This is a genomic window from Streptacidiphilus cavernicola (genome assembly GCF_042510955.1).
GTDB classification, from domain to species: Bacteria; Actinomycetota; Actinomycetes; order Streptomycetales; family Streptomycetaceae; genus Streptacidiphilus; species Streptacidiphilus cavernicola.
Genome location: NZ_JBHFAB010000038.1, coordinates 1 through 26,236, shown reverse-complemented (window position 1 = coordinate 26,236; position 26,236 = coordinate 1). Strand labels below are relative to the sequence as shown.

Annotated in this window: 21 protein-coding genes, 1 other RNA gene and 2 pseudogenes; 18 read left to right on the top strand and 6 right to left on the bottom strand. The window is 72.5% G+C overall.

The genetic code is table 11. The features are described from left to right. Positions 1–56: 56 nt before the first annotated feature. Entirely contained in the window at positions 57–851 is a 795-nt protein-coding gene (gene yaaA / locus ACEZDE_RS32500) for a peroxide stress protein YaaA (protein ID WP_380544329.1), read from the bottom strand. A gap of 98 nt (positions 852–949) precedes the next feature. Here yaaA and ACEZDE_RS32495 point away from each other — a divergent pair, with 98 nt between their 5' ends. The 13 genes from ACEZDE_RS32495 to ACEZDE_RS32435 all read left to right on the top strand — a co-directional run bounded on the left by ACEZDE_RS32495 (position 950) and on the right by ACEZDE_RS32435 (position 15,754). Then, positions 950–2,632 (top strand): RNB domain-containing ribonuclease, encoded by a 1,683-nt coding sequence (locus ACEZDE_RS32495; RefSeq protein ID WP_380544326.1) that lies wholly within the window; start codon positions 950–952, stop codon positions 2,630–2,632. Between the two features lie 85 nt (positions 2,633–2,717). Then, positions 2,718–3,120, top strand: an RNA gene (rnpB, locus tag ACEZDE_RS32490) — RNase P RNA component class A. A gap of 379 nt (positions 3,121–3,499) precedes the next feature. Next, positions 3,500–4,402, top strand: coding sequence for a transcriptional regulator (locus ACEZDE_RS32485; RefSeq protein WP_380544323.1), 903 nt, complete (start codon positions 3,500–3,502; stop codon positions 4,400–4,402). A 21-nt stretch (positions 4,403–4,423) separates the two neighbouring features. Then, on the top strand, positions 4,424–5,002 hold the full coding sequence (locus ACEZDE_RS32480; RefSeq protein WP_380544320.1) for an HD domain-containing protein: 579 nt from the start codon (positions 4,424–4,426) through the stop codon (positions 5,000–5,002). Beyond that, positions 4,999–5,322, top strand: a complete 324-nt coding sequence (locus tag ACEZDE_RS32475; protein ID WP_380544317.1) for a 4a-hydroxytetrahydrobiopterin dehydratase — start codon at positions 4,999–5,001, stop codon at positions 5,320–5,322. The genes ACEZDE_RS32480 and ACEZDE_RS32475 overlap by 4 nt, the downstream gene beginning before the upstream one ends. Positions 5,323–5,398: 76 nt before the next feature. Next, positions 5,399–5,947 (top strand): NUDIX hydrolase, encoded by a 549-nt coding sequence (locus ACEZDE_RS32470; RefSeq protein WP_380544314.1) that lies wholly within the window; start codon positions 5,399–5,401, stop codon positions 5,945–5,947. Positions 5,948–6,261: 314 nt separating this feature from the next. Continuing rightward, positions 6,262–8,124 (top strand): ribulokinase, encoded by a 1,863-nt coding sequence (gene araB / locus ACEZDE_RS32465; protein ID WP_380544311.1) that lies wholly within the window; start codon positions 6,262–6,264, stop codon positions 8,122–8,124. Positions 8,125–8,128: 4 nt separating this feature from the next. Then, positions 8,129–8,968: an L-ribulose-5-phosphate 4-epimerase gene (locus tag ACEZDE_RS32460; protein WP_380544308.1), complete on the top strand. Its 840-nt coding sequence runs from the start codon at positions 8,129–8,131 to the stop codon at positions 8,966–8,968. After that, positions 8,965–10,473, top strand: coding sequence for an L-arabinose isomerase (gene araA / locus ACEZDE_RS32455; RefSeq protein WP_380544305.1), 1,509 nt, complete (start codon positions 8,965–8,967; stop codon positions 10,471–10,473). Before ACEZDE_RS32460 ends, araA begins: the two co-directional genes overlap by 4 nt. A 208-nt stretch (positions 10,474–10,681) precedes the next feature. Then, positions 10,682–11,743 carry a LacI family DNA-binding transcriptional regulator gene (locus tag ACEZDE_RS32450; protein WP_380544302.1) on the top strand — a complete coding sequence of 354 codons (1,062 nt, stop codon included), beginning with the start codon at positions 10,682–10,684 and terminating at the stop codon, positions 11,741–11,743. A 137-nt stretch (positions 11,744–11,880) separates the two neighbouring features. Then, the gene (locus tag ACEZDE_RS32445) at positions 11,881–13,035 is read left to right on the top strand and encodes a substrate-binding domain-containing protein (protein ID WP_380544299.1); all 1,155 of its coding nucleotides are present in this window, start codon (positions 11,881–11,883) and stop codon (positions 13,033–13,035) included. A gap of 5 nt (positions 13,036–13,040) precedes the next feature. Continuing rightward, positions 13,041–14,738: a sugar ABC transporter ATP-binding protein gene (locus ACEZDE_RS32440; protein WP_380544296.1), complete on the top strand. Its 1,698-nt coding sequence runs from the start codon at positions 13,041–13,043 to the stop codon at positions 14,736–14,738. Then, positions 14,735–15,754 carry an ABC transporter permease gene (locus ACEZDE_RS32435; RefSeq protein ID WP_380544293.1) on the top strand — a complete coding sequence of 340 codons (1,020 nt, stop codon included), beginning with the start codon at positions 14,735–14,737 and terminating at the stop codon, positions 15,752–15,754. Before ACEZDE_RS32440 ends, ACEZDE_RS32435 begins: the two co-directional genes overlap by 4 nt. Positions 15,755–15,820: 66 nt before the next feature. Here the strand turns inward: ACEZDE_RS32435 and ACEZDE_RS32430 are convergent. Both ACEZDE_RS32430 and ACEZDE_RS32425 read right to left on the bottom strand, forming a co-directional pair. After that, positions 15,821–16,807: pseudogene (locus ACEZDE_RS32430) on the bottom strand (ADP-ribosylglycohydrolase family protein); the annotation flags it as partial. 104 nt (positions 16,808–16,911) lie between these two features. Next, positions 16,912–17,271, bottom strand: a pseudogene (locus tag ACEZDE_RS32425) (ATP-grasp domain-containing protein); the annotation flags it as partial. Between the two features lie 157 nt (positions 17,272–17,428). Here ACEZDE_RS32425 and ACEZDE_RS32420 point away from each other — a divergent pair. The 5 genes from ACEZDE_RS32420 (at position 17,429) to ACEZDE_RS32400 (ending at position 22,113) form a co-directional block, all read left to right on the top strand. After that, on the top strand, positions 17,429–18,733 hold the full coding sequence (locus ACEZDE_RS32420) for an MFS transporter (RefSeq protein ID WP_380544290.1): 1,305 nt from the start codon (positions 17,429–17,431) through the stop codon (positions 18,731–18,733). A gap of 66 nt (positions 18,734–18,799) precedes the next feature. Continuing rightward, positions 18,800–19,171, top strand: coding sequence for a hypothetical protein (locus ACEZDE_RS32415; RefSeq protein WP_380544287.1), 372 nt, complete (start codon positions 18,800–18,802; stop codon positions 19,169–19,171). An 82-nt stretch (positions 19,172–19,253) separates the two neighbouring features. Then, positions 19,254–20,294, top strand: a complete 1,041-nt coding sequence (locus ACEZDE_RS32410) for a Gfo/Idh/MocA family protein (protein WP_380544284.1) — start codon at positions 19,254–19,256, stop codon at positions 20,292–20,294. Positions 20,295–20,383: 89 nt separating this feature from the next. Further along, positions 20,384–21,433, top strand: a complete 1,050-nt coding sequence (locus ACEZDE_RS32405) for a LacI family DNA-binding transcriptional regulator (RefSeq protein WP_380544281.1) — start codon at positions 20,384–20,386, stop codon at positions 21,431–21,433. A gap of 92 nt (positions 21,434–21,525) precedes the next feature. Further along, complete coding sequence (locus tag ACEZDE_RS32400; RefSeq protein ID WP_380544278.1) at positions 21,526–22,113, top strand: DUF2269 domain-containing protein; 588 nt, start codon at positions 21,526–21,528, stop codon at positions 22,111–22,113. On the opposite strand, the gene ACEZDE_RS32395 is transcribed toward ACEZDE_RS32400, so the two are convergent. The 3 genes from ACEZDE_RS32395 to ACEZDE_RS32385 all read right to left on the bottom strand — a co-directional run. Beyond that, positions 22,094–23,710, bottom strand: coding sequence for a peptide chain release factor 3 (locus ACEZDE_RS32395; RefSeq protein WP_380544275.1), 1,617 nt, complete (start codon positions 23,708–23,710; stop codon positions 22,094–22,096). The two genes, ACEZDE_RS32400 and ACEZDE_RS32395, sit on opposite strands and share 20 nt — an antisense overlap. Before the next feature lie 94 nt (positions 23,711–23,804). After that, complete coding sequence (locus ACEZDE_RS32390; protein ID WP_380544272.1) at positions 23,805–24,887, bottom strand: Zn-dependent alcohol dehydrogenase; 1,083 nt, start codon at positions 24,885–24,887, stop codon at positions 23,805–23,807. A 43-nt stretch (positions 24,888–24,930) separates the two neighbouring features. Continuing rightward, on the bottom strand, positions 24,931–26,236 hold a 1,306-nt coding region (locus ACEZDE_RS32385; RefSeq protein WP_380544269.1), incomplete at its 5' end, for an aldehyde dehydrogenase family protein.

Here is a 26,236-nt window from a genome sequence, read left to right as displayed (position 1 = left end):
GTGCGGCGCGTCTGCGGCGGGGAGCGGTTTGCGGCGGCTGCGGCTGCGGCGGAGCCCTAGAGCTCGGTGACCACCACGTCCAGCGCCCACGGCTTCCCCGCCGCCGGCGGCACGCTGTCGACCGTGTACTTGAGGTCCCGCAGCGCCACCGCGAGCTCCGCCGGCGACTCCGGCTCCGCCCCGGCCTCCAGCAGGGCCCGGACGATCCGCCCCTTCGTCGCCTTGTTGAAGTGGCTGACCACGGTCCGCTTCAGCACCCCGCCGACCTCGCGCTCGTGCAGCACCCGTACCGTCGCCGTCCGCCCGGCCACCGCGCCCGCCGGACGCCACAGCCCCGCGTACGCGGTCGACCGCAGGTCCAGCACCAGGCCCCGGCCCGCGACCTCCGGCAGCACCGCCGCGGTCTGCGCCCGCCAGAACGTCCCCAGCGGACCCAGCGGCGGTAGCTTCACCCCGCCCGAGCAGCGGTACGGCGGGATCCGGTCGGTGATCCGGACCGCGCCCCACAGCCCGGAGAACACCAGCAGCGAGCGCACGGCCCTGGCCTGCGCGTCCGGGCCGAGCGTGGACAGCTCCAACGCGTCGTAGAGCACGCCGGTGTACAGCTCCCCGGCCGGGAGCGCCCCGGCCGTCCGCAACGCGGTGTTCCTGGCCAGCTCGCCGCGCAGGCCGGGGCTGAGCCCCAGCACCTCGCCGGCCCGGTCCGGATCGCCGCCGCTCAGTTCCACCAGCGCGTCCAGGACCTGTTCCCGGGCCGGGTTCAGCTCCGGCAGCGACAGGCTCCGCAGCTTCAGCGGCGCTCCCGTCCCCGCGGCGGCCTTTCCCTCGGACGGCGGCAACAGCACCAGCACAGCGTGACTCCTCGGATCGGACGCGCATCGGACGACACGCCCAGCCTATTGACTCCGGACGACGCCCATCGACCACCCCACCTGCCTAGGCTGCGAGCATGCCTCGTCGCCATCTCAGCGTCCGAACCGCCGGGACCGCCCGGATCGACAGCGAACTGGCCGAGCTGCGGGCCCGGCTGGAGCTTCCGGAGAGCTGGTCGCCCGAGGTCCTGGCCGAGGTCGAGGAGGTCGCGCGGTCGCCCCGGCTGCCGTCCTACGACGCCACCGACCTGCCGCTGTTCACCCTGGACCCGCCCGAGTCGATGGACCTCGACCAGGCCATGCACCTGGAACGCCGGGGCAGCGGCTACCGGGTGTACTACGCCATCGCCGACGTCGGCGCCTTCGTCCGTCCCGGCGGGGCGATCGACGCCGAGGCCAGACGGCGGGTCGAGACCCTCTACTTCCCGGACCTGCGCGTCCCGCTGCACCCGCCGCAGCTCTCCGAGGGCGCCGCCAGCCTGCTCCCGGACCAGGACGCGCCCGCCCTGCTCTGGCAGTTGGACCTGGACGTGGACGGCGAGCTGATCGGCGCCGACCTGCGCCGGGCCCTGGTCCGCAGCCGTCGCAAGCTCGACTACGCGAGCGTTCAGCGGGACATCGACGAGGGCCGGGCCGACAAGGCCCTTGCGCTGCTCGGCATCATCGGTCCGCTGCGGGAGGAACGCGAGGCAGACCGGGGCGGTGTCAGCCTGCCGCTGCCGGAACAGGAGATCGAGCCGGTCGACGGCGGCTACGCGCTCAACTACCGTGCCCCGCGCCCCGCCGACGGCTGGAACGCGCAGATCTCCCTGCTCACCGGCATGGCCGCGGCGGAGATGATGCTCGACGCCGGAGTCGGGCTGCTCCGCACCCTGCCGGGCGCGCCCGCCGCCGCGTACGCCCGGCTCCGCCGCACCGCCACCGCCCTCGGCGTCGACTGGCCCGCCGACCTGCCGTACCCGAAGCTGATCCGCTCGCTGAACCCGGCCCGGCCGGCCCACGCCGCCTTCCTCAACGAGTGCACCGGCCTGCTCCGCGGCGCGGCCTACACCGCCTTCGACGACGCTTCTCCCGGCCTGGGCGCTGGGGTGGATCCGGCCGCGGGGACAGCAGTTCCCGGGCGGGCGTCCGGAACTGGCCCGACGTCCGGATCCGTGCCGGCGTCGGCCCCGGGCTCGGCGTCGGCCCCCGCCCCGGCGTCCGGATCCGCGACCGTGCCCGTCCCTGCCTCTGCCCCTGCCTTTGCCTTTGCCCCTGCGCCCGGGACCGGGACCGACCCCGCCCCCGCGGCTGCGGACGCCGCCCGCCGCGCGGCCCTCGGCCACGCCGCCGTCGCCGCCCCGTACGCGCACTGCACCGCCCCGCTGCGCCGCCTCGCCGACCGCTTCGCGGGCGAGGTCTGCGCCGCCGTCGCGTCCGGTGACCCGGTCCCTGACTGGGTGCGCGAGGCGCTGCCGGAGATCCCCAAGCTGATGGAGACCGGCGACCGCCGCGCCCACGAGGTCGAGCGGGTCTGCGTGGACCTGGTCGAGGCCGAACTCCTGCACGGCCGCGAGGGCGAGGTCTTCGACGGCGTGGTGGTGGACGTGGACGAGCGGAAGCCGCAGTCCGGCACGGTCCAACTGCACGCCCCCGCCGTCCGCGCCCGCCTCACCGACGACCGCCCCGACGCCGCCCCGCTTCCCCTGGGCACCCGCCTACGCGTCCGCCTCACCACCGCCGACCCGGTCAAACCCACCGTCCGCTTCGCCCCGGCCTGAACGGGGGCGCCCCCAGCGGCCTGGCCCCGACCACGAGGCGTCCGGACCGTGGCTCCGCAGCGGCTACCATGGTCCACACGGCGGACGAGCCGGCCGGGCGGTCGCGTTGCACCCTTCACCGGGTGTGCCGAGGAACGTCCGGGCTCCACACGGCAGGGTGGTGGGTAACGCCCACCCGGGGTGACCCGCGGGACAGTGCCACAGAAAACAGACCGCCGGCCGCTTCGGCAGCCGGTAAGGGTGAAACGGTGGTGTAAGAGACCACCAGTGCCCAGGGTGACCTGGGCAGCTAGGTAAACCCCACCTGGAGCAAGGTCAAGATGGGGCGTCGCAAGACGCCCCGCGCAGGCGTTCGAGGGCTGCCCGCCCGAGCCTGCGGGTAGACCGCTGGAGGCTGTCGGCAACGGCAGCCGTAGATGGATGACCGCCTCCGCGCGGGCCGCAAGGCCCCCGCGAGACAGAACCCGGCGTACAGGCCGACTCGTCCGCCCCACCTTGGCGATCACGCCGGGTAGGAGGTCTGTACTGCAAAAACAGTCTTTTCTGGGTTTCGCTCGATGCCCCTGGATGTCACTCTGGGACTCCCCCTGGCTCCCCGGACTCCCCTGGACTCCCCAAGAAATCCAGTGAAATGGCGACCGCCCCGGTCCCTCGCCAGGGAACACGGGGCGGTGCCCAGACCGGACCGCGGACTTGGCCTCCCCTGCTACTTGCCGCGATCTGGTCCCCACCGGCCGCCCCAATAGATCTGGGGCTGCCGGAGCTTGTGGGTCGGCTGGAGTGCCGACTGCTGCAGCGAACTGACAGGTGCACACTTTGTGTGGGGAGTCTGGGCGCCGCCCGCTGACCGCCGTCCCCGTCGGCCAGATGCTGGTCTACCGGCACCAGATGCTGCACCTCGGAGTGTCACCGCAACTCCTGGCTGCACTCGATCGAGCCATAGAGGCAGACGTCCTCCTGGCCAGCGCCCTCGAGGACCACACACCCGCATCCCATCCGCTCGGCGCCTGGGTCATGCAGCGTGACCTCGCCGACCTCCTCACCTGGCCGCTCCACGGGCGCGTACCTGAGCTGATCGCCGCCCTGCCCGCCCCCAACCGGCCCCGCCGCGGGCCAGTCGCTGCGGCACCTGAGCTGCCCGCGGCCGACCGCGAACGGTTCTTCACCCGCATGCGCGCCACCGCCGAGCAGGCCACCGGCGGCGACCAGTTCCTGCTACGCCGCCAAGCCCTCTACTTGGCCGGGTACGATCGCAGCCCGGACACCACCGACTGGCTCGACCACCAGCAGCGTTCGACGCACCCCGAAGGCTGGCTCGACCAGTGGCTCAACGCCCGCTCCGTCGCCTCAGTCGGCGCCCGGCAAGGTGACACCGACCAGATCACGGGGTTCATCGCGACGACCCTTGTGGACGACGACGCGGGCGAGGCCGCGAACCTCAACTACTGGGCCTACTGGGTCGGCGAGATCCCTGACATCCAACTGGACGACACGTTCATGGGCACCCGCAGCCCGGACTCCTGGCACGGGCGCCGGCTGCTCCACCACGTCACCGGGCGCCTCGACCCCAAGTTCGGGTACCTCGACCTGTACGTCCACACCCTCTGGGCGCTCCTCGCAGCCCGCCCGCAGCTGCTGCGCGACGGCTCCGTCAACCGGTCCTGGCTTCGCGAACGCGTTGAGATCCTGTTGGATAGCCCCGGGGTCTCACGGCAGGCTGACCGGGACCTCGCCGGTGTCCGGTACGCGCTGCGCCTCGCCGAGGTGTAGCACCGACGAGAGGGCTCATCTGTGGCCGACGAACTGAGCGCGGTGGCGAACTTCCTGTTCGAGGCGGGGACGCTGAAGGCTGCGAAGCGTACCGGCTGGTGGATGGCCGGGGTCAAGGACCCGGAGACGATCGCCGAGCACTCCTGGCGCACCTCGCTGATCGCCTCCATGATCGCGCAGCTTGAAGGAGCTGACCCTGCGCGGGCCGCGTTGATGTCGGTGTGGCACGACTCGCAGGAGACTCGGACCGGGGACGTGAACCACCTCGGGAAGAAGTACCTCGATGGCGAGATCAGTGCGGAGGCCGTCACCGCGGACCAGGTCGCAGGGATGCCCGAGTCCCTGGCCAAGGCCGTGCAGGCCGTCGTCGGCGAGTACGAGGCCCGGGAGTCCCCGGAGGCGATCTGCGCCCGGGACGCGGACAAGCTGGAGTGCCTGCTGCAGGGCCTGGAGTACAAGGCCCAGGGGTACGAGAACGTCCAGCGGTGGATTGACAACAGCTGCGGCCGGCTCGTCACGGCGACGGCGAAGGCGCTGGCCGACGAGCTGATCGCGACGGGGTCGCTGATGTGGCTCAAGACGGTACTGGGCGAGAAGTGACCGTCCCGGTCCCGTTGTCGGAGGACGAGATCGCCGGGCTGCTGGCCGGGCTGCCTTTGTGGGAGCGGCAGGGCGATGCGATCACCCGGCTCGTGGCACCGATCCGGTATCACGCCGGGGTTGCGTTGATCGTGCACGTCGCGGATATCTCGCGGCTGACGCACCACCATGCAGATATCAACCTGTCCTTCAACGGCGTGCGGTTCACGATCACGACCCACGACGCCGGCGGTGTGCTGACCGAGGCGGACTTCGAGCTGGCCGCACGGATCGACGCCATCGCCGCGGGGCACGCGGCCAACTGGGACATCGGTGCCTGACCGGCCGTACCTCTCTTGGCATGCCGTGCTGCGGTAGCGTCGCACCTACCTGGGTCGAGCGAAGCGGGGCAGCGGCATGTCGGTGTGGAAGAACCTCGGCGAGCACACGGTGTACGAGAACCCGTGGCTGCGGATCAACCTCGCCGACGTCGAACTCCCCGACGGCCGCCACCTCGACCATTACCTGATGCGCCTGCGCCCCGTCGCCCTGTGCACGGCAGTGAACGAGAGCAACGAGGTGCTGCTGCTGTGGCGGCACCGGTTCATCACCGACACCTGGGGCTGGGAACTGGCCGCTGGCGTAGTAGAGGTGGAGCTGGGCGAGTCCCTGGAGGAAGCCGCGGCCCGGGAGATGCTGGAGGAGACCGGGTGGCGCCCTGGCCCGTTGAAGCACCTGCTGACCGTGGAGCCGTCGAACGGGCTCTCTGATGCGTTGCACCACGTCTACTGGTCGGAGTCCGCGGAGTACGTCGGGCATCCGGAGGACGACTTCGAGTCTGAGCGGCGCGAGTGGGTGCCGCTGGCCGCGATCCCGGAGATGATCGCGAAGGGTGATGTGCGGTCGGCCAACGCCGTCGCGGCCCTGTTGATGCTCCACCAGATGCGGTGCCACCAGGCTGGCTGAACCCGGGATGATGTTCCCGTGCCTCTTCCCCCGCCGTCGCGTCCTGACCTGCAGGCTGCCGTGGACCGTGCGAACACGGCGATCCGCGACTACCTGCGCAGGCTGCCGGAGCGTTCGCCGCAGTCGGACGGGGAGGGGCACGGAGGGAGGTGTATGTGAGCGCTCACATACACCTCTCGCGTTCGCGAGTCCAGATCCCTTGACGGCGCCATATGTGAGCGTTAACACTGAGGCCCCGGGGCGATGGCGCGACGGCCGCCCGTCCGGAGCCCGACGTTTCGCCGCTGTTCGAGGCTGATCCTGGAGTGCATTCTGTGAGCGCTAACAATCCGCTGGTCGCCGTGGGCGTGGACTTCGGCACGCTCTCCGGCCGGGTCGTCGTGGTCTCGGTCGAGGACGGAACACAACTGGCCGACGCCGTGCACGAGTACCGGCACGGCGTGGTCGACCGCCGACTGCCCGGCGGCGGGCCCGCCCTCCCGCCGGACTGGGCGCTGCAGGTGCCGGACGACTGGCGCGACGTGCTGCGGATCGCGGTCCCCAAGGCCATCGCCCTGGCCGGGGTCACCCCGGAGCAGGTCGTCGGCATCGGCACCGACTTCACCGCCTGCACCGTGCTGCCCGCCACCGCCGACGGCACGCCGCTGTGCGAGCTGCCCGGCCTGGCGACCCGCCCGCACGCCTACCCCAAGCTCTGGCGGCACCACGCCGCGCAGCCGCAGGCGGACCGGATCAACGCCGTGGCCGCGGAATTGGGCGAGCCCTGGCCGGGACGCTACGGAGGGAAGATCTCCAGCGAGTGGGAGTACGCCAAGGCCCTGCAACTGCTGGACCAGGACCCGGAGCTCTACCACCGCACCGACCGGTGGATCGAGGCAGCCGACTGGATCGTCTGGGAGCTGACCGGCGCCGAGACCCGCAACCTCTGCACCGCCGGGTACAAGGGCATCCACCAGCCCGACCTGTTCCCCGACCCGTTCCCTGACCGGTTCCCTGGCGGCAGCGGCGGCCGTCCGGGCCGGGCGTTCCTGGCGGCGCTCGACCCGGCCTTCACCGGCTTCACCGCCAAACTCGACCACCCGCTGTCGCCGCCGGGCGGCCTCGCGGGTGCACTGACCGCTCGGGCGGCGGCGTGGACCGGTCTGAATGAGGGCACACCGGTCGCCGTGGGCAATGTGGACGCCCATGTCACCAACGCCGCCGCTCGGGCACTGGAGCCGGGACACCTGCTGGCCATCATGGGCACCAGTACCTGTCACATCCTCAACTCCGACCGCCTGGCCGAGGTCCCCGGTATGTGCGGGGTGGTCCGCGACGGCGTCGTCCCCGGGCTGTGGGGGTACGAGGCCGGACAGAGCGGTGTCGGCGACATCCTCGCCTGGGCCGCGGGCACCCTCGCGCCCGAGGCGTACGCCGTCGAGGCGCGCGAACGCGGCCTGAGCGTCCATGAACTGCTGACCGAGAAGGCCGCGGCGCAACCGGTCGGCGGGCACGGGCTGGTCGCCCTCGACTGGCACAGCGGCAACCGCTCGGTCCTGGTGGACCACCGTCTGTCCGGTCTGCTGCTGGGGCTGACCCTGGACACCCGGCCCGAGGAGGTCTACCGGGCCCTGGTGGAGGCCACCGCCTTCGGCACCCGGATGATCATCGAGGCGTTCGAGCAGGCGGGCGTGCCGGTCACCGAGTTCACCGCGGCGGGCGGGCTGCCGCGCAACCGCTTCCTGATGCAGGTGTACAGCGATGTGCTGCGCCGCCCGCTGAACGTGATCGGCTCCGGGCAGGGGCCGGCCCTGGGCTCGGCGATCCACGCGGCGGTCGCCGCGGGCGTCCACCCGGACATCCGGTCCGCGTCGGCGGCCATGGGCAGCGTCCAGCGGGGGGTGTACACCCCGGACCCCGAGCGGGCCGACGCCTATGACGCGCTGTTCGCCGAGTACCGCCGACTGCACGACCACTTCGGACGCCTGCGCGAGGGCGGGGGGCCGGGCGCGATGCACCGCCTGCGCGCGCTGCGCGACCGGGCCCGGGACGTTCCGGCGGCCGGAACCCCCGCGCCTGCCGAAGCCCCCGCGCCCGCCGGAGCCCTCTCGCCTGCCGAAGCCCCCGCGCCCGCCGGAGCCCTCTTGCCTGCCGAAGCCCCCGCGCCTGCCGTGACCACCGACGACCAGGAGGCCTGAGGCCATGGACACCCTCGACGACCTGCGGGAGCAGGTCTGCGTCCTGCACGGCGAACTGCTGCGCTGGGGGCTGGTCGCCTGGACCAGCGGCAATGTCAGCGCCCGAGTGCCGGGCGAGGAGCTGATGGTGATCAAGCCATCGGGCGTCTCCTACGACGAGCTGACCCCGGACACGATGATCGTCACCGACCTGCACGGCGCCGTCGTGGACGGACGGCACGCGCCCTCCTCGGACACCGCCGCGCACGCCTACGTCTACCGCCATCGCCCGGACGTCGGCGGCGTCGTGCACACCCACTCCCCGTACGCCACCGCCTGGGCCGCCGCCGGACGGCCGATCCCCTGCGCCATCACCGCGATGGGCGACGAGTTCGGCGACGACATCCCGCTCGGGCCCTTCGCGCTGATCGGGGACGACTCCATCGGCCGCGGCATCGTCGCCACGCTGTCGGGGCACCGGTCCCCGGCGGTGCTGATGCGCGGGCACGGCGTCTTCGCCGTCGGCGCGGACGCCCGCGCGGCCGTCAAGGCGGCCGTGATGTGCGAGGACGTGGCCCGCACGGTCCACCTGGCGCACCAACTGGGTGGCGACGTGCCCCGGTTGGACCAGGACTCGATCGACCGGCTGCACGACCGCTACCAGAACGTCTACGGCCAGCCGCTGGACCAGCCGAACCGCCGAGACCAACCGGATCGCCGAGACCAACCGGCGGACCGCCGCGACCAACCGGCGGACCGCCGCACCCAACCGGCGGACCGCCGCACCCAACCGCAGGACCGCCGCACCCCATCGGCGGACCGCCGCGACCGCCCCGACCCCACCCCTCCAGGAGTGAACGCATGACCCATGCCGCCCCCGCCCCCGAGGTCTGGTTCCTGACCGGGAGTCAGCACCTGTACGGGGAATCGACGCTGAGCCAGGTCGCTCGGCAGTCCCGGGCGATATCCGACCAACTGGCCGCGACCGCCGACCTCCCGGTGCGGCTGCTCTGGCGGCCGGTGCTGACCGACGCCGACGCCATCCGGCGCACCATGCTCGACGCCAACGCCTCCGCCGCCTGCGTCGGGGTGATCGCCTGGATGCACACCTTCTCGCCGGCCAAGATGTGGATCGCCGGGTTGGACGCGCTGGACAAGCCGCTGCTGCACCTGCACACCCAGGCCAACACCGCGCTGCCGTGGTCCAGCATCGACATGGACTTCATGAACCTCAATCAGGCCGCGCACGGAGACCGGGAGTTCGGCTACATCCAGTCCCGTCTCGGGGTGCCTCGGAAGACCGTGGCCGGCCATGTCACCGACCCGGCCGTCGCCGACCGGGTGGCGGTCTGGGCCCGTGCCGCCCGGGGCCGCGCCGAGCTGCGCGGGCTGCGGATCGCCCGGTTCGGCGACAACATGCGCGACGTCGCGGTCACCGAGGGCGACAAGGTCGAGGCCCAACTGCGCTTCGGCGTCTCGGTCAACACCTACGGCGTCAACGACCTGGTCGCCGCGGTCGACGCGGTGTCCGACGGCGAGGTGACCGACCTGGTCAAGGAGTACCAGGAGCTCTACGCGCCGGCCCCGGAGCTCAGGACCGGCGGCGCGCGGCATGACTCGCTGCGCTACGCCGCCCGGATCGAACGGGGGCTGCGCGGCTTCGTCGACGAGGGCGGCTTCGGCGCCTTCACCACCAACTTCGAGGATCTCGGCGGCCTGCGCCAGCTCCCCGGCCTGGCGGTGCAGCGGCTGATGGCCGACGGCTACGGCTTCGGCGGCGAGGGCGACTGGAAGACGGCGGCGCTGCTGCGCACCCTCAAGACCATGGGCGAGGGACGTCCCGGCGGCAGCTCCTTCATGGAGGACTACACCTACCACCTTGGCGCCGGAAGGCAGTTGATCCTGGGCGCGCACATGCTGGAGGTCTGCCCCAGCATCGCGGCCGGGCAGCCGAGCTGCGAGATCCACCCGCTCGGCATCGGCGCCCGCGAGGACCCGGTGCGGCTGGTCTTCGACGCGGCCCCCGGCGCCGCCGTCACGGTGGGCCTGGCCGACCTGGGGGAGCGGTTCCGGCTGGTCGCCAACGAGGTCGACGTGGTCGAGCCGTTGGAGCCGCTGCCGCGGCTGCCGGTGGCCCGTGCGGTGTGGGCCCCCCGGCCGGACCTGACCACCTCCACCGAGGCCTGGCTGACCGCCGGGGGACCGCACCACACCGTGCTGTCCACCGCCGTCGGCAGCGCCGAACTGTGCGACTTCGCCGAGATGACGGGCACCGAGCTGGCCCTGATCGACGCGGAGACCACCGTCCGCCGGTTCGCCCGGGAGCTGCGCTGGGAGCAGGCGTACCACCGTCTGGCACGGGGGTTGTAGCCGATGGAAGGCCTCGGTCCGCGGCTGCGGGCGAAACCCGAACGTTACCGCCGCGACCCGTTGACGACCACTGGTGTGAGCGTTAACAATACAGTACCCGCACGGCGGAGCACGGGGCGTGCGGACCCGCGTGTGATGCTGGGACCGCACCGGAAACCCCCGGTGGCGCCGGTACGGACAAGCGCAGGCGAGGACGAGGGAGTCGGGCATGGCAGCAGGGAGCACCGCCGGCGGGCGCCAGCCGGTCATGGCGGATGTGGCCAGGCTGGCCGGGGTCTCGCACCAGACGGTGTCGCGGGTCCTGAACGACGGGCCCAACGTCCGCGCGGAGACCAAGGAACGGGTGCTGGAGGCGATCCGGGAGCTGGACTACCGTCCCAACTCGGCTGCGCGCGCCCTGGTCACCCGCAGGTCGCAGACCCTGGGGGTGGTCAGCTTCGACACCACGCTGTACGGGCCCGCGTCCATGCTCTACGGCATCGAGCAGGCGGCCCGCAGCGCCGGGTACTTCGTCAGCATCGCCAGTCTGCGTTCCCTGGACGGGCGTTCGGTCCAGGAGGCGGTGGACCGGCTGCGCGACCAGGCGGTCGAGGGGGTCCTGGTCATCGCGCCGCAGACGTCGGCGGTCGGCGCGCTGGGGCAGATCCGCACGGTGACCCCGATGGTCGCGGTGGGCGCGGCGTCGGCGAACCGGGTGTCCGCCGTGGCGATGGACAACGAGGCCGGCGCCCGCGCCGCGGTCCGCTTCCTGCTGGACCTGGGCCACCGCACCGTCCACCATGTGGCCGGTCCGACCAGCTGGCTCGACGCGCAGGCGCGCCGCGAGGGCTGGCGCGCGACGCTCACCGAGGCGGGACGACCGGTGACCCGGCACGTCCTGGGCGACTGGAGTGCCCGCTCCGGGTACGAGGCGGGGCTGCACCTGGCCGAGGACCCCGAGGTCACCGCGGTGTTCTGCGCCAACGACCATATGGCGCTCGGCCTGCTGCGGGCGATGCACGAACGCGGGCGGCAGGTGCCCGCGGACGTCAGCGTGATCGGCTTCGACGACATCCCGGAGTCCGCCTACCTCGCGCCGCCGCTCACCACGGTCCGTCAGGACTTCGGCGAACTGGGGCGGCGCGGTCTGGAACTGCTGGTCGAGCAGATCGACGAGCGGGCCGAGGAGCCGGAGGACGCCGCCGGCCGGGGCGGGATCCGACGGCATGTCATGGTCGCCCCCGAGCTGATCCTGCGGCAGAGCACCGGAACAGCCGTCGGGCGCGGCTGAATTCTTCCCGTCCTTCCTGTCCTTCCTGTCCTTCCTGATCACTGCTTCACCGCACCAATTGTTAGCGATCACATTCGCACGGAGAACGGCCCAGCACCGCACACGTGGATCAGACCACCCTCCGAGAGGAACCACAGATGCGCTCCAACCTCAGAAACCGCCGGTTCGCCGCCCTGGCGGCCGTGGCCGTCATGGCACTGACCGCCGCCACCGCCTGCAGCAAGCAGGGCGCGGGCAGCACCACCCCGGCCGCGGCCGGCTCCGACTCGGCCGGGGCCAGTGCGGCGGCACCGGCGATCCAGGGCGACATCACCTTCAACGACGCCAACCTGGCCAAGCTGGACGCCGCCCTGAAGACCGCACTGGCGGGCAAGGACGTCTCCAAGCTGGACCTGGCCATGGTGGTCAACGTCGCCGTCGACTACTGGAACGCGGGCAAGGTCGGCTTCAACAAGGGCGTCGCCGACCTGGGCGTCAAGGGCACCTTCCAGGCTCCGGCCAACGGCCGTCTGGACCAGCAGCTGTCGATCATCCAGACCCTGCGCGGCCAGAACATCAGCGGCTTCAGCGTCTCGGCGATCGACCCCACCGCGATCAAGGCCCCGATCGCCTCCGCCAACGCGGCCGGGATCCCGGTGCTGGCGATCGACTCGCCCCTCCCCGCCGAGGACGGCGCGGACCTCTACCTGGGCACCCCCAACTACGAGGCCGGGCAGAAGGCCGGGGAGGCGATGAAGGCGGCGCTGGGCGGCAAGGGCGAGGTGGCGGTCCTGGTCGGCTCGCTGACCGCCTCCAACGCGGTGCAGCGGATCCAGGGCTTCGAGGACGCCCTCAAGGGCACCGGCATCAAGGTCGTCAACAAGCTCTCGGACAGCATGGACGCCTCCAAGGCGCTGACCAACGCGCAGACCGCGGTCCAGACCGACCCCAACATCACCGGCCTGTACGGGGTCTACTCCTATGACGGCCCGTCCGCCGCGCAGGCGGTCCAGGCCGCGGGGAAGTCAGGGCACATAAAGATCATTTCCGACGACACCGACCCGCAGACGCTGCAGTTCATCCAGTCCGGGGCGATCCAGGCCACCATCGTCCAGGAGCCCTACCAGCAGGGCTACACCGGCGCCTACCTGCTGGCCGCGTTCAAGGTGCTGGGCAAGGACGCGACGCTGGCCCTGGTCAAGCCCTACCTGGAGTCCGACGGGACGACCGTCAGCTCCGGGGTCGGCGTGGTCACCCAGGCCAACCTCAGCGCCTACAAGGCCAAGCTGACCCAGCTCGGCATCGCGGGGTGACGCGGATGACCACCGACGTCCCCGGTCCGGACGCCTCCTCCTCCCCGCGCGGGGACGCCGCCGGGCTTCCGGCAGCCGTCCTGCGCGGAGTGCGGAAGAGCTACGGTCCGGTCACCGTGCTGGACCTCCCGGCACTGGAACTGAGGCGCGGTCAGATCACCTGTGTCGTGGGCGAGAACGGGGCCGGCAAGTCCACCCTGATGGGTGTGCTCTCCGGCACCGTCACCCCGACCGCGGGTGAGGTCCTGATCGCCGACCAGCCCCTGCCGGGCGGCCGTCCCGACCTGGCCAAGGCGCTGGGGGTGAGCATGGTCGCCCAGGAGTTCCCGCTCGTCGGCAAGCTCAGCGTGGCCGAGAACCTGCTGCTCGGCCGACGCACCCGGGCCGCGCAGCACGCGGGCCCGCTGCGCCGGGCGCTGTTCGACCGCAACGGCACCCGGCGCGAGGCACGGGAACTGCTGGCCGACATCGGCGTCGCGGACGTCGACGTCGACCGCGCGGTGGAGCATCTCCCGGTCCCGCTGCGGCAGATGATCGAGATCGCCAAGGCCTGGGGCAACCGTCCGCTGGTGCTGATCCTGGACGAGCCGACCTCCTCGCTGGGGCCGGTGGAGGCGGACAAGGTCCTGGCACTGGCCCGTCGGCACACCGCCGACGGCGGCGCGGTGCTGTTCATCGGCCACCGGCTGGACGAGGTGCGGAACATCGCCGACCGGGTGCTGGTCCTGCGCAGCGGGCGCCTGGTCGCCGACCTGACGCCGGAGCAGGCCACCGAGGAGCGGATGATCCGGGAGATGGTCGGGGCGGAGTTCGCCCGCGCCGACATCACCCCGCCCGCGTCGGTCGAGCGCCGGGCGGTGCTGGAGGTCAGCGGGCTCGCGGCGGACCGCCTCGGCCCGGTCGACCTGCGGCTGAACGCCGGTGAGATCGTCGGCGTCGCCGGGCTGATGGGCTCCGGCCGGAGCCGGCTGCTGCACACTCTGATGGGCGCCCAACCCCGCACCGCGGGCCGGGTGCGGCTGGACGGCGCGGACTTCCACCCGCGGCACCCGGCCGAGGCCGTGGCGGCGGGCGTCGGACTCGTCCCCGAGGACCGCAAGGAGCAGGCGCTGCTGCCGCGGCACCCGGTGCGCTGGAACGCCACGCTGGCCACGGTGCAGCGGGACGCCCGGCACGGGGTGCTGACGCCGGGCGCGGACCGGCGGCGGGCCGGGCGGATCGTGGCCGACCTCGGCGTCCGGCTGCATTCGCAGGAGCAGCCGATCGGCGACCTGTCCGGCGGCAACCAGCAGAAGGTCGTCTTCGGCCGCTGGCTCGCGGCTCGGCCCCGGCTGCTGCTGCTGGACGAACCGACCCGCGGGGTCGACGTCGGGGCCAAGGCCGAGATCTACCAACTCATCGACCGGGCCGCGCAGGACGGCCTGGCGGTGCTGGCGGCGTCCTCCGAGTTGGAGGAACTGCTGTGGATCTGCCACCGGATCGTGGTCATGGCGGGCGGCCGGGTGGTCGCGGACATCCCGCGCGAGCAGTTCAGCAAGGAACGGATCATGACCGCGGCGGCAGGCACGCAGGCCGCGGCGGGCGGTGCGGCATCGAGTGCGGCGTCGAGTGAGGCGTCGGCGGGCGGGGCGGTAGCGGGCAGGGCAGCGGTGACCAGCGCGGCGGCAGGCAAGACGGCGGCGAGTACGGAGGCATCGGCATGAGCACGGAAACAGTCCCGGTCCCGCTCAAGGGGGATCCCGACGCACCGCGCGGCCCCCGGCCGCTGCGGCGGCTGGTGGAGACGCCCGAGGTGGGCGTCGTCGCCGCCTGCGTCGCCGTGTTCGTCGCGCTCACGCTGGCCCGGGGCACCTTCGCCAGCGCGGTGAACCTCCAGGGCATGGGGTTCGACCTGGCCCAGTACGGGCTGATCGCCATCGGCGAGTCGCTGGTGATCCTGACCGGGGGGATCGACCTGTCGGTCGGCGCGCTGCTCGGCACCAGCGTGATCCTGATGTCCTGGTTCAACGTCAGGGCCGGACTGCCGGCCGGGGTCGCGGTCCTGGCCACGCTGCTGGTCGCCGGGCTGGTCGGCCTGGTGCACGGGCTCGCGGTCACCCGGCTGAAGATGCCGCCCTTCGTGGTCACCCTGGTCACCTACACCGTCGCCCAGGGCGTCACGCTGGCGGTCACCTCCGGCACCTCGATCGTCGGCATCTCCGGCTTCTTCGGCGACCTCGGCCAGAGCTATCTGGCGCAGATCCCGGTGCCGCTGGTGCTGTTCGCGGTCGTCGCGGTGCTGGCGTGGTTCTTCCTGGAGCGGACCTACGCCGGACGCCAGGTCTACGCCGTCGGCGGCAACCCCGAGGCGGCCCGGCTGGCCGGGGTCCGCGGGGACCGGCGGGTGGTGTCCATGTATGTCACCAGCTCACTGCTGTCGGCCTTCGCCGGGATGCTGGTGCTGGGCCGCATGGGCGTCGGCTCCGCGAGCGGCGTCGGCGTCGGCTGGGAGCTGTCGGCGATCGCCGCCGCGGTCATCGGCGGGGTCAGCCTCACCGGCGGGCAGGGGCGGATCATGGGCATCGTGGCCGGGACGATCCTGCTGGAGCTGATCAACAACGGGCTGACCACCCTGCAGATCAACTCCGACTACACCAACATCGTCCTTGGCTGCGTCCTCGGCCTTGCCATCACCGCGGACCGCCTCCGCGCCCGCCACCTGGCCAAACGCATTCACTGACGGAGCGTCAACTGTGCTGGTGGGCCGGTCCGTTCGCTGCGGGCCGGATCGCCGGTCGGGATCTGCCCAGGCCGGAAGCGGCTCGGTGGAATCACGCCAGGGGGCGGGGACGGCGTCGGCGCCGAGGTGGGCGGCGACGATGCCGCCGACGATCGCGCAGGTGGTGTCCACGTCCCCGCCGACCGAGGCGGTGGCCCACAGGGCGGCCTGGTAGTCGTCCAGGTGGCGGGCCGCGCACCAGAGCGTGAAGGGGACCGTGTCCACCGCGCTGACCTGGCGGCCGTTGCCGAGCCGGTGGGCGGCGAACTCCACCGGCTGGGGTCGGTCGAGCAGCTCCAGGGCCTCGGCCACGCCGTCGCGGACCCGGCTGGGCGGGGTCGACTCCAGGACTGGGAGCAGCAGTTCCTGCGGTGGCACGGCAGTACCGGTCTGGCCCTGGTCCTGGCCCCGACCCCGGGTGCGGGTGGCGACGGCGGCGGCGAGCGCTACCGCGACCGCGCCGGCCACGGCCTCCGGGTGTGTGTGGGTCACCTCCGCGGAGCGGGTGGCCTGCCGGACGGCCTCGTCCAGGTCCGCGGCGAACCAGGCGCCGAGCGGGGCGACCCGCATCGCTGCGCCGTTGCCCCAGGAACCCTGGCCGCCGAAGAGGCCGGTGGCGAGTTCACGCCATGATCCGCCCTCGCGGACCAGCCGCAGCAGACGATTGGTCGCCGGGCCGTAGCCGCGGTCGAAGTCGTGGTGCCGGGCGAAGGACGCGGCCAGTTCCCCGTGGTCCACCGTGCCGCGGTCGCGGAGGGCGGTGAACACCGAACAGGCCATCTCGGTGTCGTCGGTCCACGGCCAGAGCGGGGGCGGCAGTCGGCGCTCGCGCAGGGCGGGCAGGTTGTCGGGGACGAAGAACTGGGCGCCGAAGGCGTCGCCGACGGCGAGGCCGCGCAGCGAGTCGCGGGCGGCGGCGCGGTGGTCGAATCCGGCTGAGAAGGGTGAGTAAAAGGGTGAGTAAGGGAGGGGAGCTGCCGCGTCGGCGGCGGGAGTGGACGGATCGTCAGTCATCAGCAGGAATCCTGCCAATTCCACGGCCGGGGCGCCACCGGAGTACCGGCGGGCGGCCCCCCGGGCGAACGGGCCGCACCGCTCAGCCCGCCGCCTCGACCGCCGGCCGGGATGCCCTTGTCGTTCGGCGACTTCACAAAGACCGGCCGCCGCAGCGGGTACGCGTCGCCCAGCGGCATCGCCAGGATCCGGCGGCGGGTGAACTCCTCCGGCAGCCGGGTCAGCCAGTCCGCCGGGGCCTCCAGCAGGGTGATGCCCAGGGGGCCGGCCACGGCGTCGGCGAAGGCCGGTCCGGCGTGCAGGCGCTGGGCCCTGAGGTCGTCCGGGACGGCGAAGTCGGTCAGTTGCACGGTGTGCAGACCGCGTGCACGCGCTGTGTCACGCAGGGTGAGTGCCGAGTCGGTGAGCCGCGGCGGCAGCACGAGGGTGTCCGTCGCGGTGGCCACCCGGTTTTGCTCGCTCATTAACGTGCTCGCTCAGGTGTTCGCCAGTAGGGGGTTCCTGCCTTGAGGTTATGGCCCACTGGGTGTCACCACGCTCAGTTGTGAAAATTCTTCAAGAGTGCTTGGGTCGGGCCTTCAGGCGGTGTAGGCATAGGGGGTGACCGAAAAGACCATGGCCATGACATCCGACTCATCTCCACCGAAACCGAGCCTCTGGCGGCACCGGGACTTCCTGCTGCTCTGGTCCGGTGGTGCCGTCAGCGATGTCGGAACAGCCGTCTCCACCCTGGTCCTTCCCCTCATCGCGGTCCGTACGCTGGACGCGTCGGTGTTCCAGGTCGCCCTGCTCACCGTGATGATCCGACTGCCCTCCCTGGTGCTGACGCTGCCCGCGGGCGTCATCGTCGACCGGGTGCGGAACCGGCGGATGCTGATGATCTGGTGCGACGTCGGACGCATGCTCGCGGTGGGCTCCATCCCGCTCGCCACCGTCTTCGGCTCGGTCACCATGTGGCAGCTGGCGCTCGCCGCGCTGGCCATCGGCACCTTCCGGGTGTTCTTCGACGTCGCCGACCAGAGCTACCTGCCGACCCTGCTGACCCGCGAGCAACTCGTGGACGGCAACGGCAAACTGCGGGCCTCGGAGACCCTCGCCGACTCGCTCGGCCCGAGCCTCGGCGCCGCCCTGTCCGGGGTGTTCGGTGCCGCGCGGGCGATCTCCCTCGACTCGATCACCTACGCCGTCAGCGTCCTCACGCTGGTGCTGATCCGGACACCGGAGACCGGTCGGGAGGCCGTGTCCGGCGCTCCCCGGGTGGGCTTCCGGGCGGCGATGGGGGAGGGGCTGCGCTTTGTCTTCGGTGACGCGATCCTGCGCCGGATCGCCGCCTGCACCGCCACCGCGAACCTGGCCATCGGCGTGGTCACCTCGCTCGAAGTGGTCTTCCTGATCCGCTCGGTCCACTCCAGCCCCACCCAGATCGGCATCGTGCTCGGGCTCGGCACGCTCGGCGGGTTCGCTGGCAGCCTGATGGCCCACCGGCTGGCCCAGCGGGTCGGGACGGCCCGGATCATGTGGGTGGCCCTGGTGGTGCCCGCCCCGCTCACCTTCCTGATCCCGCTGGCCTGGTCCGGCTGGGGCGCGCTGGTCTACGGCGTGGGCTGGGCGGCCTTCAACGCCTCCGGCGCGGTCTACAACACCGCGCAGATCTCCTACCGCCAGGCGATGTGCCCACCGGAGCTGCTGGGCCGGGTGAACGCGTCGATCCGCTGGCTGATCTGGAGCACGGTCCCGGCCAGCGCGCTGATCGGCGGGGGGCTCGCGACCTGGCTGGGGCTGCGTCCCACGCTGTGGATCGGCGCCACGATCATGGCGCTCACCGGGATGTGGCTGGTGTTCTCGCCGCTCCGCGGGATGCGGGACATTCCGATCGCCACGATGCGGGCAGGTACCACCGGGGCCGCCGGCGCGGCGACTGCCTGACCGATCCTCAGGAGACCTTCATCCGCCGTGGAGCCGACTGTCAGTGGCGGCTGCCAGAATGAGGTCATGTCGTCAACAGGCACCCGCTTTCCGCGTGACCTCGTGCGGGCCCAGCAGCAGGTCTGGGCCTGCGAGGCGGCGACGCGCGCGTTCGTGCTGGCGGGGCCCAGCAGCCCGCTGCTCGCCTGGCCGCTGCCCCGGCAGGCGGAGTACCAGCGGCTGCGCGGCGCGCAGGAGGCGGCGCAGCGGGCGGTGCGGGAGCATCCGCTGATGGCCGGGGCGATCGCCGACCACCACTGGACCGCGACCCTGCGGGCGCTGTGGCAGGTGGCCCGGGAGCAGGGCGGCTCCGCCGACGAGGAGTGCGGGGATAGCGGCGGTCGGAGAAGCGTGACGCGGGGGGCGCTGGGCCTGGCCGCGGACCTGGCGGCTGCCTGACCCGGAGCCGGTGAGCCGGGAGCGCAACTGGGGCTCGCCCTGTGCGTGTTCATCGCGGCCGGGCGTCCCTAGGCTGACCCGCATGACCGCCACGCCCTCCACACCGCCCACGAGCCCCGCCGAGACCCCCGGCGCCCCGCTGCGGATCGGGGTCCTCGGCGCCGCCAGGATCGCCCCCTCCGCCCTGATCCGGCCTGCGGCGAAGCTGCCCGCCGCCGTGGTCACCGCGGTGGCCGCGCGGGATCCTGAGCGGGCCCGGAGCTTCGCCGCCAAGCACGGCATCGGCACCGTCCACCCCGACTACCAGGCACTGCTGGACGACCCGGACCTGGACGCGGTCTACAACCCGCTGCCCAACGCCCTGCACGCCGAGTGGACCCTCAAGGCGCTGGCGGCCGGGAAGCACGTGCTCTGCGAGAAGCCGTTCACCGCCAACGCGGCCGAGGCCCGAGCGGTCGCCGACGCCGCCGAGGCCTCCGGGCGGGTGGTGATGGAGGCGTTCCACTACCGCTACCACCCGCTGGCGGCGCGGCTGCGGGAGATCGTGGACAGCGGCGAGCTGGGCACGATCCGCTCGGTGCGGACAGCGATGTGCTTCCCGTTGCCGGTGTTCGGGGACATCCGCTACAGCTACCCGCTCGGCGGCGGTGCGCTGATGGACGGCGGCTGCTACGCCCTGCACCTGCTGCGGCTGCTGGGCGGGGCCGCGCAGGGCACGCCGGAGGTGGTCAGCGCCGAGGCGAAGCTGCACGGCCCGGACGTGGACCGGGCGATGACCGCCGAGCTGCGTTTCCCCGGCGGGGCGAGCGGACGGATCACCGCCTCGCTGTGGTCCCGGCGGCTGCTGGACTTCAGCGCGACCGTGCGCGGCGACGCGGGCGAGCTGAGGGTCGTCAACTACCTTGCCCCGCAGCTGTTCCACCGGCTGACGGTACGGACCGCGGCGGGGCGGCGGCGGGAGCGGGTCCCGGGCGGGCACACCTACACCTACCAGTTGCGGGCGTTCACCGAGGCGGTGCTGAACGGCGGCCCGGTGCTGACCCCGGCCGAGGACGCGGTGGCCACCATGGGCCTGATCGACGACGTCTACCGGGCGGCGGGCCTCCGCCCGCGCGGGCAGTAGCCGGGGCTGGTGGCGGCGCGTAGACAGTAACCGACTCGCAACCGGGGACGGCGGCTCCTCCCCTTCGTCACAGCAGGTATAACTACGTCATGAACAGGAAGCCGCCGTCGCTGGGTTCGGTCACGCTCGAGGACGTGGCGAGGGTCGCCGGCGTGTCCCGTGCCACCGTCTCCCGTGTCATCAACGGCAGTACCACGGTCGACCCCGCCATGCGCCAGCTCGTCGAGGACGCCGTCGCCGCCACCAACTACGTGCCCAACCGGGCGGCCCGCTCGCTGGTCACCCGGCGGACCGACTCGATCGCGCTGGTCGTCTCCGAGGCCGAGTCCCGGCACGTCGCCGACCCGTTCCTCGGCCGCATGTTCACCGACCCCTTCTTCGGCCGGGTGGTCACCGGCGTCATGGAGGTGATCCGCCCGCGCGGCGTGCAGATGGTGCTGATGCTGGTGGACGACGCCGACTCACGCGCCCACCTGGTCAGCTACCTGCGGCAGGGGCACGTCGACGGCGTGGTGCTGATCTGCGGGCACATCGCCGACCCGCTGCCCGGGATGCTGGCCGAGGCGCAGGTGCCCGCCGTGCTCTCCGGCCGTCCCGGCCAGACCACGCCGATCAGCTTCGTCGAGGCCGACCAGCGGGCCGGGGCCGTCCTCGCGGTGGACCACCTGGTGGGCCGCGGCCGACGCCGGATCGCGCACCTGGCCGGGCCGCTGGACATGCCCTCGGCGCAGGAGCGGCTCACCGGCTTCCGCCAGGCGATGGCCGCGCACGGGATGCAGGAGGCAGGGGTGGTCGAGGGCGACTTCACCCAGCACGGCGGCGCGGTCGCGATGCGGGAGTTGCTGGAGCAGGCGCCGGACCTGGACGCGGTGTTCGTCGCCTCCGACCTGATGGCCCTCGGCACGATCCCGGTGCTGAACCGGGCCGGGCGGCGGATTCCCGAGGACGTCGCGCTGGTCGGCTTCGACGACAGCAGCGCGGCGCTGGCCTGCGACCCGCCGCTGTCCACGGTGCGGCAGCCGCTGGAGGAGATGGCGGCGCGGATGGCCGAACTGCTGCTGGCGCGGATCGTGGAACCGGCGGAGACGCTGCAGTCGGCGGTCTTCCACCCGACCCTGGTCGTCCGCGACTCCGGCTGACGCCGGGGGCAGGCCGCATACTGCGGTGGGAGTAGGGCGGGAGCCGCTCCTGCGACGACGCGCGGGGCGCGCCGGGGCGGCAGGGTGGAGGCATGTCCGCTGCTCCCGTCCCTGCCGTGTCGCCGTCCGCGCCGTCGCCGTCCGCGCCGTCGCCGTCCGCGCCGCCGTTGTTCCGGCTCGGGCCGGGCGCGCGGCGGTTCTGGCTGACGCTGCACGTGATCACGTCCGTCGGCTGGCTGGGCCTGGACCTCGGGCTGCTGGCGCTCGGCGTGACCGGGCGCTGGTTCACGCCGCCGGACGGGGAGTTGGGGGTGTACCGGGCGATGGACCTGCTCGGGTACGCGGTGGTGCTGCCGGTCGCGCTGCTGGCGCTGCTGACCGGGGTGGTGCTGTCGCTGGGCACGCCGTGGGGGCTGCTGCGCTACCGCTGGGTGGTGATCAAGCTGGTGCTGACCGTGGGCGCCGCCACCGCCACCAGCTTCGGTCTGCTGTCGCTGCTGGACCACGCCGTCGCGCACTGCCTGGCCACCGGCGGGCCCGGCAGGTTGGGCAACAGCCTGGTCGCCGCCCCGATCGTGGCCGGGACGATCTACACCACGGCGACCGTGCTCTCCGTCTACAAACCGGGAGCCCGCCGCACCAGCCGCCGTGCCCGCCCGGTCAGTCCGCCGTCGCGATGAGGGTCTCCAGCTTCACGTCCGGGTTGCTCCGGACGAAGCTGTTCATCTGCCACTTGTCGCCGAACAGCGCCAGCAGCACGTCGTCGCTGCGGCGGGTCAGCGTCTCGCCGGTGACCAGGCGGGCGCGGTTGAGCACGGCCGCACCCTCGGCGTCGGTGACCCGGGCGATGTTGTAGGGGAGGTGGTCCAGCGTGATCGGGGACGAGAACTCGTGCTCCATCCGGTGCAGCACCACGTCGAACTGCATCGGGCCGACCGCCGCCAGCACCGGGGCCTGGTCGCCGCGCCGGTCCGAGACCAGCACCTGCACCACGCCCTCCTCGTCCAGCTGCGAGATGCCCTTGCGGAACTGCTTCGACCGGCTGATGTCCTTCGGTCGGGCCACCGCGAAGTGCTCCGGGGCGAACGCCGGCAGCGGCGGGAACTCGGCCTTCTTCCCGGCGTAGAGGGTGTCGCCAACCCGCAGCGCGGTCGCGTTGATCAGGCCGACCACGTCGCCGGGGTAGGAGGTGTCGACCACGGTGCGCTCCGCGCCGAAGACGGTGTGCGCGTACTTGGTGGCGAAGGACCGGCCGCTGGCCGCCCGGGTCACGTTCATGCCGCGCTCGAAGACGCCGGAGCAGACCCGGACGAAGGCGATCCGGTCGCGGTGCGCCGGATCCATGTTCGCCTGGATCTTGAAGACCAGGCCGGAGAAGTCGCTCTCCACCGGACGTGTTGCCTCGGCGACGGCCAGCGGACGCGGCCCGGGGGCCGGGGCCAGGTCCACCACGGCGTCCAGCAGCAGCCCGACGCCGATGTTGGTGAGCGCCGCGCCGAAGAACACCGGGCTGATCTTCCCGGCCCGGAACGCCTCCGGGTCCCAGCCGGGGCCCGAGGAGAGCACCAGCTCCAGTTCCTCCAGAGCGGTCTCCCAGACCTCTCCCTCGGCCGCTGTGGCCTCGGCCGCGGTCAGCTTCTCCTCGACCGCCTTGTGGGTGCCGCCGGGGACCCGGGTGAAGCGGCGCATCTGCTCGGTGTTCGAGGCCTCGACCAGCCCGCGCAGGTTGCCCGCGTTGCCGACCGGCCAGACCACCGGGACCGGGGTGATGCCGAGCACGTTCTCGATGTCGTCCAGCAGCTCCAGCGCCTCACGGCCGCGGCGGTCCCACTTGTTGATGAAGGTGATCACCGGGACGCCGCGGTGCCGGCAGACCGAGAACAGCTTGCGGGTCTGCTCCTCCAGGCCCTTGGCCGCGTCCACCAGCATGATCGCGCAGTCGACCGCGGACAGCACCCGGTAGGTGTCCTCGGAGAAGTCGGCGTGGCCGGGGGTGTCCACCAGGTTCATCACATGGTCCCGGTGGCCGAACTGCAGCGCGGCCGAGGTGACCGAGATGCCGCGCTCCTTCTCCAGCTCCATCCAGTCGGAGGTGACGCCCTTGCGTCCGCCCTTGCCGTGCACCGCGCCCGCCGAGGTGATCGCCTGGGCGTGCAGGGCGAGCGCCTCGGTGAGCGTCGACTTGCCTGCGTCCGGGTGGCTGATCACCGCGAAGGTGCGACGTCGCGAGGCCTCTTCGAGGACGTGGGACGCGCTGGCGGGCTGGTCGGAACTCACGTGAAATCCTCGGTCCTCGGGCGGGCGTAACAAATCACCCTAACGTTCCGCCCGCCCGCGCGTCGAACCACTTCGGACGCACCCGCGGTCGGGCTCAGTCGAAGACGACCAGCGACCGCCCGCCGCGCCCCCGCGCCATCCGTTCGAACGCGTCCGGGATCTGCTCCAGCGTGATCCGGTCGGTGATCAGCGCCTCCAGGTCCAGCGCGCCCGAGCGGACGTGCTCGGCCAGCACCGGGACGTCCTTGACCGGGTCGCTGTTGCCGTAGACGCAGGCGCCGATGGTCCGGGCGAAGTGGAACAGCTCCAGTGCGGAGAAGGAGACCAGGTCGTCCTTGCCGCCGATGCCGACCACCGTGGTCCGCCCGCCGCGGCGGGTCGCGGACCAGGCGGCCCGGACGGTGCTGCCGCGCCCCACGCACTCGAAGGCGTGGTCGGCGCCCTGTCCGCCGGTGAGCTTGCGGACGGCCTTGGCGGTCCCGTCGTCGGCGACCAGGAAGTCGGTGGCGCCGTGCCGCCGGGCCAGCTCCTCCTTCTCCGGGCTGACGTCCACCGCGATGATCGGCGCGGCTCCGGCGATCCGCGCGGCCTGGAGCACCGCGAGGCCGACCCCGCCCAGCCCGTACACCAGTACCGACTCACCGGCCCTGACCCGGGCGGCGTTGTGCACCGCGCCGTAGCCGGTGAGCACCGCGCAGCCGAGCAGTGCCGCCGAGGTCAGCGGTACCCCCTGCGGCAGCGGGATCAGCGCGTTCTCGGCGACCACGGTCTCCTCGGCGAAGGCGGCGACGCCCAGGCCGGGGTAGAGGCCGGTGCCGTCCGGCAGCGCGGCGTAGGTCTCGGTCGAGGCGGCGTAGGAGTTCTCGCAGAGCCACGGTTCGCCGATCCCGCAGAGGTGGCAGTGCCCGCAGGCCGGGGCCCAGTTGAGCACCACCTGGTCGCCGGGACGGACCGTGCCGACGCCCTCGCCGACCGAGACGACCGTGCCCGCGCCCTCGTGGCCGAGCACCACCGGGGTCTTGGCCCGCAGCACGCCGTTGGACAGGGACAGGTCGGAGTGGCAGACGCCGGCCGCGGCCAGCTTCACCCTGACCCGGCCGGGGCCGGGCTCGGGCAGCTCGATCTCGACGAGTTCGAGCGGTGCCCCCACCGCGGGGAGCAGGGCGGCGCGGACCATGCTGGGCCTCTTTCCGTTACTGGACAAAAATGTTGACGATGTATCAGAACTGCAGCGACTTGGGCTGGAGGAACTCCTCCAGGCCGTGCCGTCCCAACTCGCGGCCCACGCCGGAGCGCTTGTAGCCGCCGAACGGCGCGAGCGGGTTGAACCGTCCGCCGTTGATGTCGATCTGGCCGGTGTCCATGCCCCGGGCGAACGCCGCCGCGGTCTCGTTGTCCGCCGCCCAGACCCCGCCCGCGAGGCCGTAGTCGGTGCCGTTGGCGATGCTCAGCGCGTGCGCCTCGTCCCGGTAGGAGAGGATCGACAGCACCGGGCCGAAGATCTCCTCCTGCGCCACGGTGGCGTCCGGGGTGACGTCGGCGAGGACGGTCGGGCGGATGTAGAAGCCGGTCTCCAGGCCCTCGGGCGCCTCCGGGCCGCCCGCGACCACCCGTGCGCCCTCGGCGACGGCGGTCTCGATGTAGCCGCGGACCCGGTCCCGCTGCTTGGCGTTGACCACCGGGCCGAGCCGGGTGGCCGGGTCGGTCGGGTCGCCGGGGACGTACTTGGCGGCGGCCTTGGCGGCGAGTTCCACCGCCTCCTGGTACTGGTCCTGGTGCACCAGCAGCCGGGTCCAGGCGGTGCAGGTCTGGCCGGAGTTGGCGAAGACGTTGCCGACGTTGACGTTGACCGCGCGGGCCAGGTCGGCGCCGGGCAGGACCACGTTGGCGGACTTGCCGCCGAGCTCCAGGGCGACCCGCTTGATGCCGCGTCCGGCCGTCTCGGCGATGCTCGCGCCGACCGCGCTGGAGCCGGTGAAGGAGACCAGGTCGACGTCCGGGTGTCCGGCCAGCGCCGCGCCCGCGACCGTGCCGACGCCGGTGACCAGGTTGAACACCCCGGCCGGGAAACCGGCTTCGTGCACCAGTCGGGCGAACAGACGGGCCACCAGGGGGGTGTCCTCGGCCGGCTTCAGGACGACGGTGCAGCCCGCGGCCAGTGCCGGGACGACCTTGGCGACGACCTGGTGCAGCGGGTAGTTCCACGGCGTGATCGCGGCGACCACCCCGGCCGGTTCGGCGTAGACGGTCGAGTTGCCGACCTGCTCGGTGAACGCGTACCCGGCCAGGATCTCCAGGTAGGAGTGCGCCACGCCGAGCGGCAGCGCGGCCTGGACGGCGGTGGCGAAGCCGATCGGGCAGCCCAGCTCGGCCACCACGGTCTCGGCGATCTCCTGCTGGTGCGCGGCGGTGTAGCGGATCTCCAGGTTGTCGTCGGTCTCCAGCAGCTCCAGGGCGTCCCTCAGGTGCTGCTCCGCCTCGGCCGTGCGACCGGCCAGAGCGGCCAGCAGCCCGGTGAGGTAGGCC